The 17,494-nt window shown below is 48.3% G+C and carries 25 protein-coding genes and 2 tRNA genes; 17 read left to right on the top strand and 10 right to left on the bottom strand.

Going from position 1 to position 17,494, the window contains the following annotated elements; genetic code table 11:
- Nucleotides 1-21: 21 nt before the first annotated feature.
- From rsmA to ACPLJI_RS01310, 6 genes are all read right to left on the bottom strand, one after another.
- Nucleotides 22-843 carry a 16S rRNA (adenine(1518)-N(6)/adenine(1519)-N(6))-dimethyltransferase RsmA gene (gene rsmA, locus ACPLJI_RS01335; protein WP_424741089.1) on the bottom strand — a complete coding sequence of 274 codons (822 nt, stop codon included), beginning with the start codon at nt 841-843 and terminating at the stop codon, nt 22-24.
- Nucleotides 844-869: 26 nt separating this feature from the next.
- On the bottom strand, nt 870-1,451 hold the full coding sequence (locus tag ACPLJI_RS01330) for a DUF655 domain-containing protein (protein ID WP_424730526.1): 582 nt from the start codon (nt 1,449-1,451) through the stop codon (nt 870-872).
- A 40-nt stretch (nt 1,452-1,491) separates the two neighbouring features.
- Entirely contained in the window at nt 1,492-1,833 is a 342-nt protein-coding gene (locus ACPLJI_RS01325; protein ID WP_424730527.1) for an RNA polymerase Rpb4 family protein, read from the bottom strand.
- Between the two features lie 5 nt (nt 1,834-1,838).
- Entirely contained in the window at nt 1,839-2,129 is a 291-nt protein-coding gene (locus ACPLJI_RS01320) for a 50S ribosomal protein L21e (RefSeq protein WP_424730528.1), read from the bottom strand.
- A 190-nt stretch (nt 2,130-2,319) separates the two neighbouring features.
- Nucleotides 2,320-3,528, bottom strand: coding sequence for a tRNA pseudouridine(54/55) synthase Pus10 (locus ACPLJI_RS01315; RefSeq protein ID WP_424730529.1), 1,209 nt, complete (start codon nt 3,526-3,528; stop codon nt 2,320-2,322).
- A gap of 27 nt (nt 3,529-3,555) precedes the next feature.
- The gene (locus ACPLJI_RS01310) at nt 3,556-4,884 is read right to left on the bottom strand and encodes a signal recognition particle protein Srp54 (protein WP_424730530.1); all 1,329 of its coding nucleotides are present in this window, start codon (nt 4,882-4,884) and stop codon (nt 3,556-3,558) included.
- Between the two features lie 149 nt (nt 4,885-5,033).
- Between ACPLJI_RS01310 and hpt the strand changes: the two genes are divergently transcribed.
- From hpt to ACPLJI_RS01230, 16 genes are all read left to right on the top strand, one after another.
- The gene (hpt, locus tag ACPLJI_RS01305; RefSeq protein WP_424730531.1) at nt 5,034-5,618 is read left to right on the top strand and encodes a hypoxanthine/guanine phosphoribosyltransferase; all 585 of its coding nucleotides are present in this window, start codon (nt 5,034-5,036) and stop codon (nt 5,616-5,618) included.
- Nucleotides 5,619-5,622: 4 nt separating this feature from the next.
- The gene (gene dph2, locus ACPLJI_RS01300; RefSeq protein WP_424730532.1) at nt 5,623-6,615 is read left to right on the top strand and encodes a diphthamide biosynthesis enzyme Dph2; all 993 of its coding nucleotides are present in this window, start codon (nt 5,623-5,625) and stop codon (nt 6,613-6,615) included.
- 173 nt (nt 6,616-6,788) lie between these two features.
- Entirely contained in the window at nt 6,789-7,358 is a 570-nt protein-coding gene (locus tag ACPLJI_RS01295) for an exosome complex RNA-binding protein Csl4 (RefSeq protein ID WP_424730533.1), read from the top strand.
- Nucleotides 7,359-7,370: 12 nt separating this feature from the next.
- Complete coding sequence (locus ACPLJI_RS01290; RefSeq protein ID WP_424730534.1) at nt 7,371-7,628, top strand: DNA-directed RNA polymerase subunit L; 258 nt, start codon at nt 7,371-7,373, stop codon at nt 7,626-7,628.
- Nucleotides 7,629-7,636: 8 nt separating this feature from the next.
- Nucleotides 7,637-8,236 (top strand): DUF99 family protein, encoded by a 600-nt coding sequence (locus ACPLJI_RS01285; RefSeq protein WP_424730535.1) that lies wholly within the window; start codon nt 7,637-7,639, stop codon nt 8,234-8,236.
- Between the two features lie 9 nt (nt 8,237-8,245).
- The gene (locus ACPLJI_RS01280; RefSeq protein ID WP_424730536.1) at nt 8,246-8,665 is read left to right on the top strand and encodes an NUDIX domain-containing protein; all 420 of its coding nucleotides are present in this window, start codon (nt 8,246-8,248) and stop codon (nt 8,663-8,665) included.
- Between the two features lie 78 nt (nt 8,666-8,743).
- Complete coding sequence (locus tag ACPLJI_RS01275; protein ID WP_424730537.1) at nt 8,744-9,058, top strand: transcription factor S; 315 nt, start codon at nt 8,744-8,746, stop codon at nt 9,056-9,058.
- Nucleotides 9,059-9,110: 52 nt separating this feature from the next.
- Nucleotides 9,111-9,539: a hypothetical protein gene (locus tag ACPLJI_RS01270; protein ID WP_424730538.1), complete on the top strand. Its 429-nt coding sequence runs from the start codon at nt 9,111-9,113 to the stop codon at nt 9,537-9,539.
- A gap of 51 nt (nt 9,540-9,590) precedes the next feature.
- Nucleotides 9,591-10,325, top strand: coding sequence for a proliferating cell nuclear antigen (pcna) (gene pcn, locus ACPLJI_RS01265; RefSeq protein WP_424730539.1), 735 nt, complete (start codon nt 9,591-9,593; stop codon nt 10,323-10,325).
- A 19-nt stretch (nt 10,326-10,344) separates the two neighbouring features.
- A complete protein-coding gene (locus tag ACPLJI_RS01260; protein WP_424730540.1) occupies nt 10,345-11,022 on the top strand; it encodes a hypothetical protein in 678 nt (225 codons plus the stop codon).
- 142 nt (nt 11,023-11,164) lie between these two features.
- A complete protein-coding gene (locus ACPLJI_RS01255) occupies nt 11,165-11,443 on the top strand; it encodes a 50S ribosomal protein L44e (protein WP_013296475.1) in 279 nt (92 codons plus the stop codon).
- Between the two features lie 14 nt (nt 11,444-11,457).
- The gene (locus tag ACPLJI_RS01250) at nt 11,458-11,637 is read left to right on the top strand and encodes a 30S ribosomal protein S27e (protein ID WP_013296474.1); all 180 of its coding nucleotides are present in this window, start codon (nt 11,458-11,460) and stop codon (nt 11,635-11,637) included.
- A gap of 14 nt (nt 11,638-11,651) precedes the next feature.
- Nucleotides 11,652-12,431, top strand: a complete 780-nt coding sequence (locus ACPLJI_RS01245; RefSeq protein ID WP_424730541.1) for a translation initiation factor IF-2 subunit alpha — start codon at nt 11,652-11,654, stop codon at nt 12,429-12,431.
- Entirely contained in the window at nt 12,428-12,598 is a 171-nt protein-coding gene (locus tag ACPLJI_RS01240) for an RNA-protein complex protein Nop10 (RefSeq protein ID WP_424730542.1), read from the top strand. The genes ACPLJI_RS01245 and ACPLJI_RS01240 overlap by 4 nt, the downstream gene beginning before the upstream one ends.
- Nucleotide 12,599: 1 nt before the next feature.
- Entirely contained in the window at nt 12,600-13,373 is a 774-nt protein-coding gene (locus tag ACPLJI_RS01235; RefSeq protein ID WP_424730543.1) for a proteasome assembly chaperone family protein, read from the top strand.
- A gap of 28 nt (nt 13,374-13,401) precedes the next feature.
- The gene (locus ACPLJI_RS01230; RefSeq protein WP_424730544.1) at nt 13,402-14,562 is read left to right on the top strand and encodes a TIGR00375 family protein; all 1,161 of its coding nucleotides are present in this window, start codon (nt 13,402-13,404) and stop codon (nt 14,560-14,562) included.
- A 98-nt stretch (nt 14,563-14,660) separates the two neighbouring features.
- Here ACPLJI_RS01230 and ACPLJI_RS01225 read toward each other — a convergent pair.
- From ACPLJI_RS01225 to ACPLJI_RS01210, 4 genes are all read right to left on the bottom strand, one after another.
- Nucleotides 14,661-14,735 (bottom strand) — tRNA-Arg (locus tag ACPLJI_RS01225).
- Nucleotides 14,736-14,757: 22 nt separating this feature from the next.
- Nucleotides 14,758-14,832: transfer RNA gene (locus ACPLJI_RS01220), tRNA-Arg, on the bottom strand.
- A 45-nt stretch (nt 14,833-14,877) separates the two neighbouring features.
- Nucleotides 14,878-15,588, bottom strand: a complete 711-nt coding sequence (locus ACPLJI_RS01215; RefSeq protein WP_424730545.1) for a proteasome assembly chaperone family protein — start codon at nt 15,586-15,588, stop codon at nt 14,878-14,880.
- Nucleotides 15,588-16,028 carry a PepSY domain-containing protein gene (locus ACPLJI_RS01210; protein ID WP_424730546.1) on the bottom strand — a complete coding sequence of 147 codons (441 nt, stop codon included), beginning with the start codon at nt 16,026-16,028 and terminating at the stop codon, nt 15,588-15,590. The genes ACPLJI_RS01215 and ACPLJI_RS01210 overlap by 1 nt, the downstream gene beginning before the upstream one ends.
- Nucleotides 16,029-16,268: 240 nt before the next feature.
- Here ACPLJI_RS01210 and frhA point away from each other — a divergent pair, with 240 nt between their 5' ends.
- Complete coding sequence (frhA, locus tag ACPLJI_RS01205) at nt 16,269-17,486, top strand: coenzyme F420 hydrogenase subunit alpha (RefSeq protein WP_424730547.1); 1,218 nt, start codon at nt 16,269-16,271, stop codon at nt 17,484-17,486.
- Nucleotides 17,487-17,494: the final 8 nt, after the last annotated feature.

The raw sequence follows: 17,494 nt of genomic DNA, 5'->3' as shown, positions 1-17,494 counted from the left end.
CTTCCTGTGGGTTCACAGTGATCATGAGGGTGCTGAGAGTTCCTCCATGCGTTCCGCTATTTGGAGTATCTCCCCTGGCTGCAGCTGAAAGACCCTCTTCTCAAGTATCTCAGATGGAAGAACATCCAGAACCTCTTTGAAGTTCAGGTCGGCTTTTATCTCGTGAAATGACTCCCTGAGTGACTTGGCGGTTTTTTTCTTTCTGTGCTGGAAGAGGGCACGGCACACATCCTCAAAAAGTGCCGGGAGCCTGAATCCCGTGGGCCTGACGGTCACAACCGCAGAGTCAACACGGGGTCTCGGGAAAAAACAGCCTGGTTTGAGGTGGTCAACTATCTGGACCTCTGCAAGGAAGTGCAGCATTACAGAGAGCCTTGAGTAATCCCGTGTACCCGGCTCTGCAACCATCCTTTCAGCAAATTCCTTCTGGTACATGAGGACCCCCAGCTTGAATTCATGCTGCAGCAGCCTGAAGGTTACAGGGGATGATATCTGGTAGGGCAGGTTGGATACCACCTTGTTGAAGCCGGGAAGGTCAACCTTAAGGGCGTCGCCCACAATTATATCCACATTATCCCCCTTTACTCTATCGGCAAGGATCCCTGCAATGAATGGGTCGCTTTCGATTGCAGTAACATGACCTGCAAGTTCTGCCATGGGGAGTGTCAGTGTACCTATGCCTGCCCCTATCTCCAGGACATGATCATCTGGCCCCAGGTCAGCATATTCCAGTATTCGCTGCCTCTTACCGTCATCAACAAGGTAATTCTGCCCCAGACTCCTTCTGAGCCTGACACCGTACCTTCTCAGAACGTCCCTTGTCTCTCTGTAGAGTCCCGTCATAAAATAAAGTGGTTATTGGGTTAAAATCAGTCCCTCTTCTTCTGGGGAGGTCTTGTGAATATTGTGTACTTCCTTTTTCCCCGCTTGGCGCCCTCAACATCCAGTTCCATGAGGACCCTCCTGACTATGAGTTTAACAGGGTCTGATAGCATGGGGACCCTGTTCTTTATGTCCTCAAAACTCTCAAAGGGCTTTTCCTCACGGGCCTTCAGGATATCCCACATATGCTTTTTACCGATTCCTGGAAGAAGTTCAAGCTGATGAAGCCTGGTGCTTATGGGACCCGCCTCATTGAAGAAACGCACGAACCTGTCCTCGTTGGACTTTATTATTTCCTCAATGACGTAGGGCAGTTCAACCCGGGCGGTGGCCGTGAGTTCATTGTGCCGGAGTCTTTTGTTGATCCTGGCTATCTTATCCCTTTTACCCTTACCTATGTAGACCTCCTCATGAATCTCAAGGTCAACATCTGGCCGGGGTGTTAACTCAAGGAGGGTGAACTCGTCCCTGCCCAGGGCCTGGGCAACAGGCCTCTTCTTGAATGTACCGAAACCTTCACTCACGTAACCAAGTGGAAGGTAATCCAGTATGATAGCGTACTCTTCCATGAAATCACATACTCTAATTTATTCAGGTCAGATATTATTTTTATTCGACCCGGTATTTATCTATTACCTCGAGTATGCCTGGCAGGTCCTCTGCCTTTATGGGGACCCTTTCCTTGGCAAAGATTAAACGGAGGTCAGATAGGTCCACAGGCATGATATCTGCGATCTTGACAGCATGCCTCCTTTTTATGTTGGGGATACCCATAAGTTCCTCAATGAGGCTCCTGCCGTTTTCAGGGTCAAGCCTTGAAAAGCGGGTTACATGGTCCAGGACAAGGTTCTGCTCGTAGGTGAGCTCATGTTCTTCCCCGAATTTTTCAAGTATCTCCTTAACCTCTGCCATAGAAACAGGTTCACTTTCCAGAACCTTTTTCCCTATCATGGGAATCACTCTTGCATCTGAAGGTGTTCCGGCCTCACAACAAGCTGTTTCTCCTTGTTACCATCCCTTATGGCAACAACATATGATCTGCCCATCATACCGGCAACACGGCCTGTTTTACCATGGAAGCGGGGGTGGGGCTGGCCCCTGTGTATGCTTGGATCTATTATTATGTGTACAAGGTCACCCTCACTGAAGCTCTGGATCTTCCTCGTTATCGGGTTTGATCTTCCAGGCCTTTTAACCTTCTGAAGCTTGTGTCTTGTTTTACTTCTGAAACCTCTTGATCTTCTCATTTTTTAACCTCCATAAAAGCCTGTGATGGCTTGTAACAGTCATTAAAACCTTACAAGAATCAGACATCTAAACTTATAAGTTCTGTATTTAACATTTCCATAAATATATATTTTTCCTAAGGGTCAGGAGGGATCTCTCAGTTGAAGGGTAGATCATCATCAGCCCTGACTTCGGGGTCAGAAGGATTCCTCATGTGACCTCTCCGACCTCAAGGACATCAAGACTGGCGCACCTTGCAGGTACACCCAGGACACTGCTCACACTGGGTTCTGTACGACCCGAGTCCCCTGAGATAAGTTCCTTTATGTACAGTCCACCCTCCGCCTTTATTATGAGTTCCAGGTGATCTTCAATGGGCTTCCAGGATATGTCAAGGACTCTCCGTTCTCTGATCCTGTCAGCTCTTCTGTGTGAAACCCTCAGCGGTGTCCTCTGCCTTATCAGGTCAAGTTTCTCAAGCTTTACCAGGTCCTCATCAGACACGGTACCTCCGAGTTCAACAATGGCACGGTAGACCTTGTATTTTTTCCTTGATGACTCCTTTAGTTCCACCTTTCTGTTCCTTGAGGAGAACCTCAGATCAGCCACCTCAACCATGCCCATGGCTTTTTTGTTTATTTCATCCTCCAGTGCCCTTAGATCTATTGTGCGGACTGCTGGCTCCTTTATCTCCAGTACAAAGGGTCTTCCGGTTCCAAGCATTCGCACATCCACATCCTCCCTGCCAGAACCATGGAACTTGCTGTCACTTCCCCCTGTCGCCTCAAGGACCGGTTCTGATATGAGCTCCTCCACCGATGTGGGGTACATTTTACCGGTATAATCACACCTGCGGCACCCCCTCCCACGGCAGCTCCTGCAGGGCCACCTTGTCTGGGGTATCCCACGGACAAGTTTACGGTATCGTCCCTCAATGAAGATGGGGTTTATCTGAACATGGACCCCTATTTCTCCCCTCAGATCAACCGTTATTACAAGGTCCGGTGATTCAAAATCCGCACCACAGCTGAGGATGGAGGTGACCCTCTTGCCGAGTTCACGGTTCAACTCCCTCTTGATACCCTCCACCCGGATTTCAAGGCGCCTGTTTATCTCTTCATCAATTCTGAGCACATCATCAGGGATCCTTGTACCCACAAGTACCGAGGAGTACTCAAGGTTGAGGTCATCCACCTTCTCCCCAACCCTCAGGGCAGCCTCATCGAGCCTCTCGAACACATCGCCACATACCATGCAGGGACCTTCCAGCTGGAGTGAAAATTTTTCAACAAGCCTTTCACCCCTCAGACGATTTCCCGGCCCCTCCATGACGTCAGAGAAACGTCTTCCAAGGCAGGGGGGACATATTTTTGAGTCTGTGATATCCAGGATGGCATCAAGTCTTTTCTGAACATCCATTTTCCATTCTCCTGGTTTAAATCAGATCTACCTCATGAACTGCCTCATCAGCTGACCCATGGGTCCCCCCATCTTTCTCCTGCCAAGGCCCTTCATGGCCTTCCTGGTTACCCTGTAGTACTTTAAAAGTTCCTTGACATCCTCGTTCCGGGTGCCTGAACCCCTTGATATCCTTCTGATCCTGGATTGCTTGATTATATCGGGTTTTTCCAGTTCCTCATCTGTCATAGAGTCCATTATGATAAGGTACTTCCTTATGGTTTCCTCAGTCATCTTTGTGGCATCCTTGGGGAGTTTCCCGACACCAGGGAGCATGTTCATGACCTGCTGCAGGGGCCCCATCTTACCCATCATCTCAAACTGGACCCTCATATCCTTAAGAGTGAACTTCCCGGATAGTATGGCGTCAAGGGATTCCTCAGCAAGTTCCTCCTCTGAAACCTCCTCAACCTTTTCAAGGAGACTTTTGAGGTCCCCCATTCCAAGAAGCCTTGATATGAACCTTTCAGGGTCGAAGACCTCCAGGTCATCTATCCTCTCTCCGGTACCTATGAACCTTATGGGGGCACCAATCTCTGCAACCGCTGAGAGGGCACCCCCACCCTTGGCCGACCCATCAAGCTTTGTAACGATTATTGACCCGATATCTGTGGCCTCCCTGAATGCAAGGGCCTGCTCCCTTGCCTGCTGACCAATCGTCCCATCAATTACCAGTATGGCTTCATGGGGTTTAATGACGGCTGAGAGTTCCTCCATTTCCCTGAGGAGGTCCTTCTCCTCCTTGTGCCTTCCTGCGGTGTCAAATATGATAACATCCTTTTTCTGAAACTTTTCGAGCCCCTTCTCTGCAAGTTCAAGGGCGTTTTTGTTTTCAGGGTCCCCGTAGACACTGATATCCTGGCCCTCTGTGTACTGCTTCAGCTGTTCAAAGGCCGCGGGTCTCCAGGTGTCGGTACAGACCACACCAACGGTGAAACCTTTCTTGCGCAGGTACCTTGCAAGTTTACCTATGGTTGTTGTTTTACCGCTTCCCTGGAGCCCAAGGAAGAGTATCCTGTAGGGTTTCTCCTCTATCTTCAGTTCATGGGACCTTTCACCAAGGAGCTTAACCATCTCCTCGTATACTATGCTTATGATGTGCTCCTTGGGTGTTATCCCCTTCGGAGGCTCCTCGTTAAGAGCCCGCTCCTCTATTGATTTTGAAAGATTAAATACAAGTTTTATGTTAACGTCAGACTGGATCAGGGCCCTCTGTATATCCTTAATGACCTCCTTCACGACCTCCTCATCAACTATGGTCATCCCTGCCAGTTTTTTCATAGTTTTACTGAGACTCCTGCCCAGATTTCCAAGCATAGTTTCACCTGCAGTGATCAGTAATCATTAACTATTGTTGGGGCAACTTATATATTAAGATCCTATAAAGCGTATCCTGTGCCACTGTGGATACACTGAAACATTCCAGGTCGTCATCGCTGCTCAAAAACCATACCGGGTGATGAAAAATGCTTGATAAATTAAAGGAAAGCCTCAGAAATTCTCCTGTAATCAGGAAGGGGGATTATGACTACTTTGTTAATCCTGTAACTGATGGGATACCCCTCACAGAACCTGAAATCCTTGAGGAGGTTGCAGAGGAAATAGTGAGAAGATTCAATCCAGATCCAGCCAGTGTGGATAAGATAGTGTGCATTGAGGCCATGGGCATACACCATGCCACGGTGCTATCACTCAAAACCCGCATACCCTTCGTTGTCGTAAGAAAAAGGAGGTACGGCCTCCCCGGCGAGGTCGCGGTCCATCAGATGACAGGTTACAGTGAGGGAGAACTTTACATAAATGGTGTTGATGGGGACGATCGTGTCATCGTCATCGATGACGTTGTAAGTACCGGCGGAACACTGCTGGCTGTCCTTGAGGCCCTAAGGGAGATGGAAGTGGAGGTTGTGGACGTTGTAACAGTTATAGATAAGGGTGAGGGCTCAAGGGTGGTGAAGGAGAGGACAGGGTTCACTGTAAGGAGCCTTGTGAAGGTGAATGTTGTTGACGGGAAGGTAACCGTTGAGGACATTCCTGATGGGGCTGAATGATTAAATGTCACTCTATGATCTTGAAACAGAAAGGGTTATCAGGGAAATAAAACGCCTCAAAGCGGATGTTGTTGGGCTTCAATTTCCTGAGGGACTTAAAGGCAGGGCTGTTGAGCTTGCCGGGATTATAGAATCAGAAACGGATGCAACAACTGTTATATCTGCAGATCCATGCTTCGGTGCATGTGATGTTTCAGACAGGAAGATGAAGGGGATGGCTGATCTCATAATCCACTATGGGCACACACCATTCCCCATTGACTATGAGGTGCCTGTCATATTCATTGAGGCCCGTTCAGGGGTTGAGATAGGAGGTGTACTTGAGGATGCTGCCCGTCTCCTGGATGGCCACGAAAGGGTGGGCCTTGCAACAACAGCACAGCATCTCCACCTCCTCGATGAGGCAGCGTCATTCCTTGAGGGAAAGGGTTTTGAAGTGGTTAAGGGCTGCGGGATAAACACAGCTGAGGGACAGGTACTCGGGTGTAACTTTTCAGCAATCAGGAATACCGGTGCAGATGCATACCTCTTCATCGGAAGCGGAAACTTCCATCCACTGGGCATAAAGCTCTTCACAGGAAGGGATGTTGTGGTGGCTGATCCCTATCATGGGGAGGCACGTATACTGGATGAATTCGCAGACAGAGTCCTCAGGATCAGATTCGCAAGGATAAACAGGGCATCCTCTGCCAGGATGTGGGGGATAATAGTCTCATCAAAGGAGGGGCAGAGGAGATTCAAACTGGCCCTTGAGATAAAAAGAAAGCTGGAGTCTGCTGGAAGGGATGCATTCATCTTCATGCTTGAAAACATATCACCGGAGGCACTGCTACCGTTCAGGGAGATCGAGGCGTTCGTGGTGACGGCATGCCCCAGGATTGCCATTGACGACTCACAGATCTATGATAAACCACTCCTTAACCCATCAGAACTTGAGATAGCCCTCGGTGAAAGGGAATGGGAGGATTACGTCCTCGATGAGATAATATTTCCCTGAAGATATTCACTGGAGGTTTTAACAGGATAGAGGAATATGAGGGCATCTTGGGGTGTCCTCTCTGAATATGGATCAATTCTCAGCTTATCATACAAAAAGCATATATATAATCAGAAAGTAATCATAACCCAATATAAGTTGAGGTATTGTTTTTACCTTCAAGAGGTGAATGGATGAAAGTTAAATCTGGGGACATCGTTTTTCCCGGAGACTTTTTAGCTGTAAGTGAAGAGGTACTCCCCTCAGAGGGGACCTACGACGACGATGGAGAAATAAAGTCCCTTGTTGTTGGAGAGGTGGCAAGGGATGATAGGAATAAGAGCATAAAGGTAATCTCAAAGTTCAGCACACCACCCGTCCTCAGGACAGGTTCAAGGGTTATTGGAGAGGTAATAGATGTGAGGGGCCAGAGGGCCCTTGTGAGGATACACAGCATCAAGGGTAACAGGAGGGCCCTTGCAACCTACTTTGTTGGGGGTGTCCATGTCTCACAGGCAAAGAAGGGCTACCTCTCAAAACTTACAGAGGCCTTCAGGATAGGGGATATAGTGGAGGCAAGGGTTACAAGGGTTATGGGCCTTGATGGTATAGACCTCCAGACATCCTCCCGTGACCTGGGTGTCATAAAGGCCATGTGCACAAGGTGCAGACACTTCATGGAGATTAACGGCAGGGACGAGGTGAAGTGTCCCAACTGTGAAAACAGGGAAAAAAGGAAACTATCAGCGAATTACGAAGGTTAAGGGGTAATGAAAATGGAAGTCATTCTTAACAAGAGACATGAAATGGAGATGGTATTCGAGGGCGAAACACACACCCTCTGCAATGTACTGAGGAGCATACTGATGGAGGATGAAACCGTTAAGGCCGCGGCCTACTCCATAGACCACCCCATAGTGGGCGAACCACAGCTTTACATAAGGGCAAGGAGCCCGAAGAAATCACTCATCAAGGCAGCCGGGACTCTGATTGAGAGGTGCGATGAGTTCAGGTCACTCATAGAGTCAGCCTAACTATTTTTATGGAGAACTGTAATTTCAGGCAAATAAAATCTGAGATAAGGATTCTCGGGATAGATGACGCTCCCTTCACACCCAGAAGTGACGAGGACGTGCTCATCGTGGGCACAGTCTTCAGGGGAGGGCAATGGCTTGACGGGGTCCTCACAACAGATATAAGGGTGGATGGGGATGATGCCACAGAGAAGATAGTTGAAATGGTGAATGGCTCAAGGCACCTCAACCAGCTGAGGGTTATAATGCTGGACGGCCTCACCTTTGGCGGCTTCAACGTGGTGGATATAAATGAGATATCCTCAAGAACCGGACTCCCTGTCATAGTGGTTGTACGCAAATACCCTGACCTTGAGAGGATAAGGAGGGCCCTTAAGCACAGATTCCCTGACTGGAAGAAGAGGTGGCGGATGATAGAGGACGCCGGGGAGATCCACCGGGTGGAATCCACCGAGACAGTTTACATACAGACTGCCGGTATAGATCCGGAGGATGCGGCTGAGATTGTCAGACTCTCAACGACCAGGAGTTCCATTCCCGAGCCCATAAGGGCCGCACATCTCATTGCATCAGGGGTTAAACTTGGTGAGTCAAGGGGCAGCGCATGAGGTATTTGTATGAGGACACCACTACTCACAGTGGATGTGATAATAAGGTTATCAGAGGACACCCTGGTACTTGTAAGGAGGGGAAAACCACCATATGAGGGCTCATGGGCCATTCCAGGGGGATTTGTTGAATACGGGGAAACAGTGGAAGAAGCAGCAATCAGGGAGGCCCTTGAGGAGACAGGACTTGAGGTGGAACTGGAGGGCCTTCTTGGGGTATATTCGGACCCCTCAAGGGATCCCAGGGGGCACACTGTGAGCATCTGCTTCACTGGAGTTGCTTCAGGAATACCCACTGGGGGATCCGATGCTGCCGAAGCCAGGGTGTTCCATATTGATGATATACCCTATGATAATCTTGCATTCGATCATTCACGGATACTCGATGACTTCATAGAATCCATTAGAAACCAGAAAACCGCAAATTAAATCAAAAAAATTATAAGTGTCATCGCAGAAAAATCTTAAAAATCAAAAAATTTAGTTTCTCTTATCAGGAGGAAGAAAATGGAGTTCTGTCCCAGGTGTGGAGCTGTAATGTTTCCTGCGAAGGGAAAATTCAGCTGTCAGTGTGGCTATGAAAAGGATATCACAGATAAACTCAAGGACAAATACAATTTTTCAGAGGAAGTTGAATCAAAGGACAGTGTCATATTCACAGGAGATGATGTGAGCACACTACCAACAACAAGGGTGGAATGCCCGAAATGCGGTAACATGGAGGCCTTCTGGTGGCTGCAGCAGACAAGAAGGGCTGATGAATCTGAAACAAGGTTCTTCAGGTGCACCCGCTGCAAGCACACCTGGAGGGAATACGATTGAGGTATGAAGTGCTCGGCCAGGATTCCTGAAGATGGACTGAGGAAGGTTCAAGATGAGCACCGAAGAAACCGGAACCAAAGATTCCGGGGCTGAAAGCAAGGAAAAATCAGGGAAACCCAGTTCCCTGAAGGGTTTCATATCAAGGATAAGGGAAGAGATCCAGAATGATGAGTCTGATCACGGATTCCCGGTTACAGTGATAATAAGGTACCGGGATGACATAGTCAGGTACTCAGCAATGGCCCTTGGGGCGGTCCTTATAATCACAGGGATAATCGCAATCATGGGATCCTCAGAGAGGGTTGTGGATAACGTTGTCTCAGGTGAGAACACGGTCATTGCAGCATTCCTCATTCTCACGGGTCTCCTGCTGCTGGGCGCCTCAATGATACATAGCATCATAGGTCGGACCCCCCTTGAAAGACTCTATAAACAGGTTAAGAGTGCTGAAACAGGGGAAGAGGAAAAAGAGGAGAAATAGTATATAAAGAATGACCCCAATATCTAGCTATATAGGATAAGGAGGACGAAAATGTTCAAGGCAGAATTGAATGATCCTAACATTTTAAGGACGAGTTTCGATGCCATATCATCCATCGTTGATGAGGTTCAGATACAGATCAGTGCCGAAGGCCTGCGTCTCGATGCCCTTGACAGGTCCCACATCACATACGTGCACCTTGAACTGAAATCTGAACTCTTCGATGAATACGTCTGCGATGAACCAGAGAAGATAAACGTGGATACAGAGGAACTCATGAAGGTCCTCAAGAGGGCCAAGGCAAATGACAGGGTTATCCTCTCAATTGATGAGGGAAACCTGATAGTCCAGTTTGAGGGAGAGGCAGTGAGGACCTTCAAGATAAGGCTGATTGACATTGAATATGAAACCCCAAGTCCTCCTGAAATCGAATATGAGAACGAATTTGAGGTACCATTCCAGCTCCTCAAGGACTCGATAGCCGATATAGACATATTCTCCGATAAGATAACATTCCGTGTTGATGAGGATCGCTTCATGGCATCTGCCGAGGGGGAATTCGGGGACGCCGAGATAGAATACCTCCATGGTGAAAAGATAAGTAAACCTGCAAGGAGTGTTTACTCACTTGACAAGATAAAGGAGATGCTCAAGGCCGATAAGTTCAGTGAGACAGCAATCATCAACCTTGGAGATGACATGCCCCTTAAGTTAACACTGAAGATGGCCAGCAATGAGGGGGAGCTGAGTTTCCTCCTTGCTCCAAGAATCGAGGCAGAGGAATAACTGCTGGTGAGGAATGGGGTTGGACGAATTCTTTCAAAAATTGAGGAGGATTCAGAAAAAAGAGAGAACTGAAAGCGGTCTTGCAAGGGTTGGCGATGACTTCTATGAGAGGGTCCACAGCTACCTGGAGGATCTCCTCGAGGCGGTTGGAAATGACCCCTTTGCAAAGGAACACTACCTTATAAGGGACACCCAGAGGATAGCCACCGAGATATGCGAGAGAAGGGAGCACAAGATAACGGACAGTGCAGTGATGAATGTCCAGAGGTCATACCACCTGTTCAACGGGAAACCCCAGTTTGACCTCCAGGATACAACCCCACTCAACATGACCCCTGAGGAGGAGGAACTCTACTTTTCACTTATAGAGACACTGAGGGAATTCAGGGAGAAAATAATTCCTTCGATAGAACTTGATAAAGAGAAAGAGAAACCCCGAGGGGAACCTGAAGTCATCCAGAAGCCGAAGAAAGAAAATTCCAGATCCCGGGAACCTCAAACCAGGGGCAATGCACTGGATGATACGGGAGGGGACATTGAGACGGTGCTGATATTTGAGGAGGTACCTGCAAGGATAATGGGGGTTGATGAAAAAATTTACGGCCCATTCAGACCACAGGACATTGTTACACTCCCATCGCTAAATGCAGATGTGTTTATAAATGCAAGGAAGGGCAGAAAGATAAGGTACTCATAAATACCCTTCTCCCGGCATATTTCTATCTGTCTGAAAGGTCCCATACAAAGGTATAAATAGAGATTTGAGATATACTAACCCAGTATAAAAAAAGTTCCAGTTATTTTAAAGGCTTACTTTTTCACTTAAGAGGTGATTAGATATGAAGATTCCCAAGGAAAGAAGAACTTACTGTCCAAACTGTAGAAAACACACAGTTCACGAGGTACTCGAATCAAAGAGAAGAAAGGCAAGTGAACTCAAATGGGGTCAGAGGCAGTTCAGACGTGTAACAGCCGGTTACAGGGGTTACCCACGTCCACTCCCCTCAGGTAACAAACCCGTCAAGAAACTTGACCTCAGGCTCAAATGCAAGGAATGTGGAAAATCACACATCAAGAAAAGGTCCTTCAGGGCTGGAAGAGTTGAATTTGTAGCCTAGGGGTGGTATGTGTGATGTTCTACAATACGAAAGGTAATTTTCTCCGGGTTAAATGCATGGATTGCGGGAACCAGCAGGTGGTCTTTGACAGGGCAGCCTCATACGTCCAGTGCATAATCTGCGGTAAAACACTTGTTGAGCCAACAGGAGGAAAATCAAAGATCAAAGCCCAGATTCTAGAGGTCCTGGATTAATCTAGGTGTTTTTCATGGTAAGAAGAAAAAATGAATGGCCTGAAGAGGGTGAACTGGTGGTTGGGACCGTTCACAAGGTCCTCAACTACGGCGCCTTCGCAACCCTGGAGGAATATCCAGGGAAGGAGGCTTTCATTCATATATCCGAGGTATCCTCTGGATGGGTTAAGAATATAAGGGACTTCGTAAGGGAGAACCAGAAGATAGTGGCAAGGGTCCTCCGTGTGAACCCCAGGAAGGGGCACGTGGATGTTTCAATGAAAAGGATAAGGGAGGACCAGCGTACAAAGAAGATCCAGGCCTGGAAAATCGAGCAGAAGGCTGAAAAGTTCCTTGAACTGGCAGCGAAGGACCTGGGAAAGGACCTTGACACGGCCTACGAGGAGGTCGGATACGAACTCATGGACATATTCGGCGACCTCTACGGTGCATTTGAAACCGCTGCAGAGGAGGGTGAAAAGGCACTTCTTGATGAGGGCGTCCCAGAGGACTGGGCCGCTGCCATAACAGAGGTTGCTAAACGTAACATAACACCCCCCGAGGTTCAGATCACAGGATATGTTGATATAAAGTCCTATGCACCCAACGGTGTTGAGATAATCAGGAAGGCCCTTAAATCCGTCCAGGATGAGGGCATAACTGTCCAGGCCGTCGGGGCCCCCAGGTACAGGCTTATAGTGAAATCAACAGATTATCTCAAGGCCGAGAAACAGCTCAAGGAAGCGGCCCAGAGGTGCATAGATATAGTGGAAAAAGAGGGTGGAGAGGGAGAATTCCTCCGTGAACTGACATGAAGATGAGAAGATGCCGTTCCTGCATGGAGTACACCCTCAGGGATGTATGCCCCCGCTGCGGCGGATCAACGGGGGTTGTTTATCCCCCAAAATTTTCCCCTGAGGACAGATATGGTGAATACCGGAGAAGACTCAAAAGAGAGGTTTTGAGAGGTAGTGGTGAATAAAATGAGGGAAACAACCATAAATATTCTGGAGGATGTTGAACTTTCCAGCCCGGTTTTCATTGAGGCACTTCCAGGGATAGGGCATGTAGGGAAACTCGCCGCTGACCATATAATAGATGAACTCCAGGCGTTAAAGTTCGCTGAACTCTACTCTCCATCATTCCCACCACAGGTTCTGGTAGATGAGAATGGGATAGTTGAACCCATGAAGAACGAGTTCTACTACCTCAGGGAGGCTGGTGAGGATAAAGGGGATTATATAATACTTGTTGGTAACACCCAGGGCCTTTCACCTGAGGGCCAGTATGAGATCTGCGGCATGATACTTGACTTTGTTGAGGGCTACGGTGTTGAGAGGATATACACCCTTGGGGGACTTGCAACAGGTCAGCCTGTTGATAAGGCAAAGGTTTACGGTGCAGCCACAGACATGGAACTCGCTGAGAACCTTAAAGAGCACGATGTTATCCTGCGCTCTGCAGATGGAGGTATAATAGGTGCATCGGGACTCCTCCTTGGAATGGGAAGGATGAGGGGTATGCGTGGAGTTTGCCTCATGGGTGAAACACCAGGCTACTTCATAGATGCGGAGGCTGCACGGGCGCTTCTGGAGGTGCTCCTTGAGATGACAAAGCTCCAGGTGGACCTTGAGAAACTCGAAGAGCGTGCAGAGGAGACAAGGAAGATGATCTCCAGGGCGCAGCAGATGGAGCAGGAGATGATTGACAGGATGAATCTCAAGCCCGGAGAGGAGGACCTCCGCTACATAGGCTGATTCTCAATTATTTTTTCTGGCTGATTAAATGATTTTAAATGCTGATCTACATATACACAGCTGTTTTTCAAGGGCGACATCCCGCAACATGGTCATTGAGGCAATAGCGCCCCAGGCAAAACTCAAGGGCCTCCATATCGTGGGAACAGGGGACGCATTCCACCCTGGCTGGAGGAAAATCATTGAGGAATCCACGGAATATGCCGGGGATGGGGTGTATGTGAGGGATGAATGCAGCTTCATAATAACCGCGGAGGTTGAGGACTCAAGGAGGATTCACCACCTCATAATACTCCCATCCCTTGAGGCTGCAGAGGAGATGGGGGATAGAATGCCCTCAACAAGCAGTTCAGATGGAAGACCCAGGGTGCGGATGAACGGGGCCCAGATACTTGAAATGGTACATGAATATGATGGTATAGCGGGCCCTGCACATGCCTTCACACCCTGGACCAGCATGTACAAATCATATGACAGCTACAGGGACTGTTACGGGAAGCGGCCGGATTTCCTTGAGCTGGGGCTTTCTGCGGACACTGAAATGGCAGACAAGATATCTGAACTTGCAGACATACCCTTCCTCACAAATTCAGATGCCCATTCACCGTGGCCCCACAGACTCGGGAGGGAGTTCAACCAGCTTGAAATGGATGACGTATCCTTCACATCCCTCAAAAGGTCAATCAGGAAGTGCAGGATCACAGCAAATTATGGCCTTGACCCCCGCCTTGGGAAGTACCATATGACCGCCTGTACAAGGTGCTACAGGATTTACAGCCCTGAAGAGGCACTTCAGATGAAGATGAAATGTCCCTGCGGCGGCAGGATCAAGAAGGGTGTTGACTACAGGATCTATGAACTTTCAACATGGGATGAGCCACACCATCCCCCACACAGGCCGCCATATGTCCATATCATGCCCCTTGCAGAGATTATAGGGATGAAGTATGGTAAGGGTGTTACAACAAAGTTCGTGCAGGGCATCTGGGAGGGCCTTGTGGGGGAGTTTGGAACAGAGATCGAGGTTCTTCTCAGTGCCCCCATTGAGGATATTGGAAGGATCGATAACGGTGTTGCAGTTGCAGTTGAGGCATTCAGGAACGGTTCACTCACCGTGATACCTGGTGGCGGGGGTAAATACGGTGAGATAAGGTTTCCTGCTGAGACACTTGACGCATATTTCAGGTAGATCTATAATCAGGAAATGACTCCCTTTTATTGAAACCAACTTTAAAGTAAGCTCTTAAAATATTTGAAACCGGGGTTTAAAATAATAAAAAATGTGAGCGGACCCGCCGGGATTTGAACCCGGGACCTTCAGATTAGGAGTCTGATGCCCTATCCTGGCTAGGCTACGGGCCCCTCCGTACTCACCTGTTTTTAGCGGACCCGCCGGGATTTGAACCCGGGACCTTCGGATTAGAAGTCCGACGCCCTATCCTGGCTAGGCTACGGGCCCTACCAAAAGAGTAAAAAGATATTGGATCTTTTCATATATAAACTTTTACATGTATATGGGTGTTTCTGCCTCCCCCTGAACGGTCTCTGCGAGCTTCTTGAGACGTGACTCTATGGCCTGGGCCTCCTGTAGGAGTGGCTCGGGGTTAACACTGGTACCCAGCATCTCATTTAGGACCTCAACAACACTTGCAGCGGCCCTGGGATCAGGGTATGGGTTGAGTATCTCTGCAAAGAGGCATGATGCAGGTATATCATTAACAGCGCACCTTGTGAGGAGTGTCCCTGAAATACCATTGAGGTTACCGAAGGGTACTATGGGTATTCCGATATCTGCGAGTCTCTGGATGACCTCCTGACTGTTACCTGCACCTGCAACCGGCTGTGACTTTTCACGGACAACCATGCTGTTGAATGTTATGAGTTCCCTGCTGTTGTTTCGGGTCATCCAGTCCACAATTGCATTTGTCATATCATAGACCACCGCAGGTGGAAGGATAAAATCCGATAGGAAGAGCACTATCCCATCACCCTCATATATCCTGAAGGGGTGTATTGCGACCCCCTTGTAGAGAACCGCGAGCGGAGGGAAGTACTTGGAATCAATGTACCCTATCTCCTTCATTTTGAGGTCCTCAACAAGTAGCCACCCAAGGATGTTACCTATGAGCCCCACACCGGGGGAGCCCTCGAGGACAACGGCATCCTCAACATCCTCCGCATAAATTGTACAGCATTCGGTTTCTGTTTTTATCATCATGGCGCACCACCAGCCCCTCCAAGGTTTTCGCCTGTGATGGGGTCAATGTAGATCTCCCCAACGGCTTGGCCGTTAATCTCAACGGGCACAATGTAAACCATTTTACCGTTTAACTTGACAAGCCTTGGGGTCCCTGCAGTGGCACCCTCCTGTTTTATGTACTTCTGCGCGATACTCCTGGCCTCTGAAGATGAGATCTTCACATTCATATCTGAAGCCCCACCTGAACCTGAACCACTGTCACCCTGAGATGATGTGGTTGAGGGTGATTCACTGTGGACGCTTGACTCACCCTGCTGTGGCCCCTGGTTCTGACCGCCCTGGGGGTTGGTGAACTTCCACAGTGTTTCGGAATTCTGACTCACCTGATAACCCGCTGCAACAGCTCCAATTATCAGGACTATTGCCACTGATGCTAGGATCTTTGAGTTTATCATCAACTCACCTTCTCGTGTGTTTGACAACACATATGGACTATGTGGATACACATATAAATAAATATTCAGTATTACTGAATAAAAAATTAATATTATAAAGTAGATTTTCTACTAATAATAATTCAATCACAACATAATATAAATAGTTTTCACTTTTTTTATAATTGAAAAACTTATAACATTTAAAAATAGTTATAATATTGAAGGTTTTTTGAACTTTAAAAACAAGAGGTGATACATTTGAGCGAAAGGATTGTTATATCGCCGACATCACGACAAGAAGGACATGCAGAACTTGTCATGGAAGTCGATGATGAAGGAATCGTGACAAAGGGGCGATACTTCAGTATTACTCCTGTCAGGGGCCTTGAGAAAATAGTGACAGGTAAAGCACCTGAAACAGCTCCAGTCATTGTCCAGAGGATATGTGGAGTGTGCCCCATACCCCACACCCTGGCTTCAGTTGAGGCAATAGACGACTCCCTTGACATTGAGGTTCCAAAGGCCGGAAGACTCCTCAGGGAACTGACACTGGCCGCACACCACGTAAACAGCCATGCAATTCACCAGTTCCTCATAGCACCTGACTTCGTACCTGAAAACCTGATGGCCGATGCCATAAACTCAGTCTCTGAGATAAGGAAAAACGTACAGTACGTAGTTGACATGGTGGCAGGTGAGGGTATCCACCCATCAGACGTGAGGATAGGTGGAATGGCCGACAACATAACAGAACTTGCAAGAAAAAGGCTCTACGCAAGGCTCAAACAGCTCAAACCAAAGCTTGACCAACACGTTGAACTCATGATTGGTCTCATCGAGGACAAGGGCCTTCCTGAGGGCCTTGGTGTCCACAACCAGCCCACACTTGCAAGCCACCAGCTATACGGTGACAGGACAAAATTCGACCTTGACAGATTCACAGAGGTAATGCCAGAAAGCTGGTATGATGACCCTGAAATAGCCAAGAGGGCCTGTTCAACAATACCTCTCTATGACGGAAGAAACGTGGAGGTTGGTCCAAGGGCAAGGATGGTCGAATTCCAGGGCTTCAAGGAAAGGGGTGTTGTGGCACAGCACGTTGCCAGGGCACTTGAGATGAAAACTGCACTCTCAAGGGCAATAGAGATACTGGATGAACTCGACACATCAGCACCTGTAAGGGCAGACTTCGATGAGAGAGGTACAGGCAAACTGGGTATAGGTGCAATAGAGGGCCCAAGGGGACTTGACGTGCACATGGCCAAGGTTGAGAACGGCAAGATCCAGTTCTACAGTGCACTTGTCCCAACAACCTGGAACATCCCAACAATGGGTCCCGCAACTGAAGGATTCCACCATGAATATGGACCACACGTTATACGTGCATACGACCCATGTCTCTCATGTGCAACACACGTGATGGTTGTTGATGATGAGGACAAATCACTGATTAAAAACGAAATGGTCAGAATCTAGGGAATAAC

This window comes from Methanothermobacter sp. (assembly GCF_049720995.1).
Classification (GTDB): Archaea; Methanobacteriota; Methanobacteria; order Methanobacteriales; family Methanothermobacteraceae; genus Methanothermobacter.
This window is presented reverse-complemented; position numbering and strand designations above follow the sequence as displayed.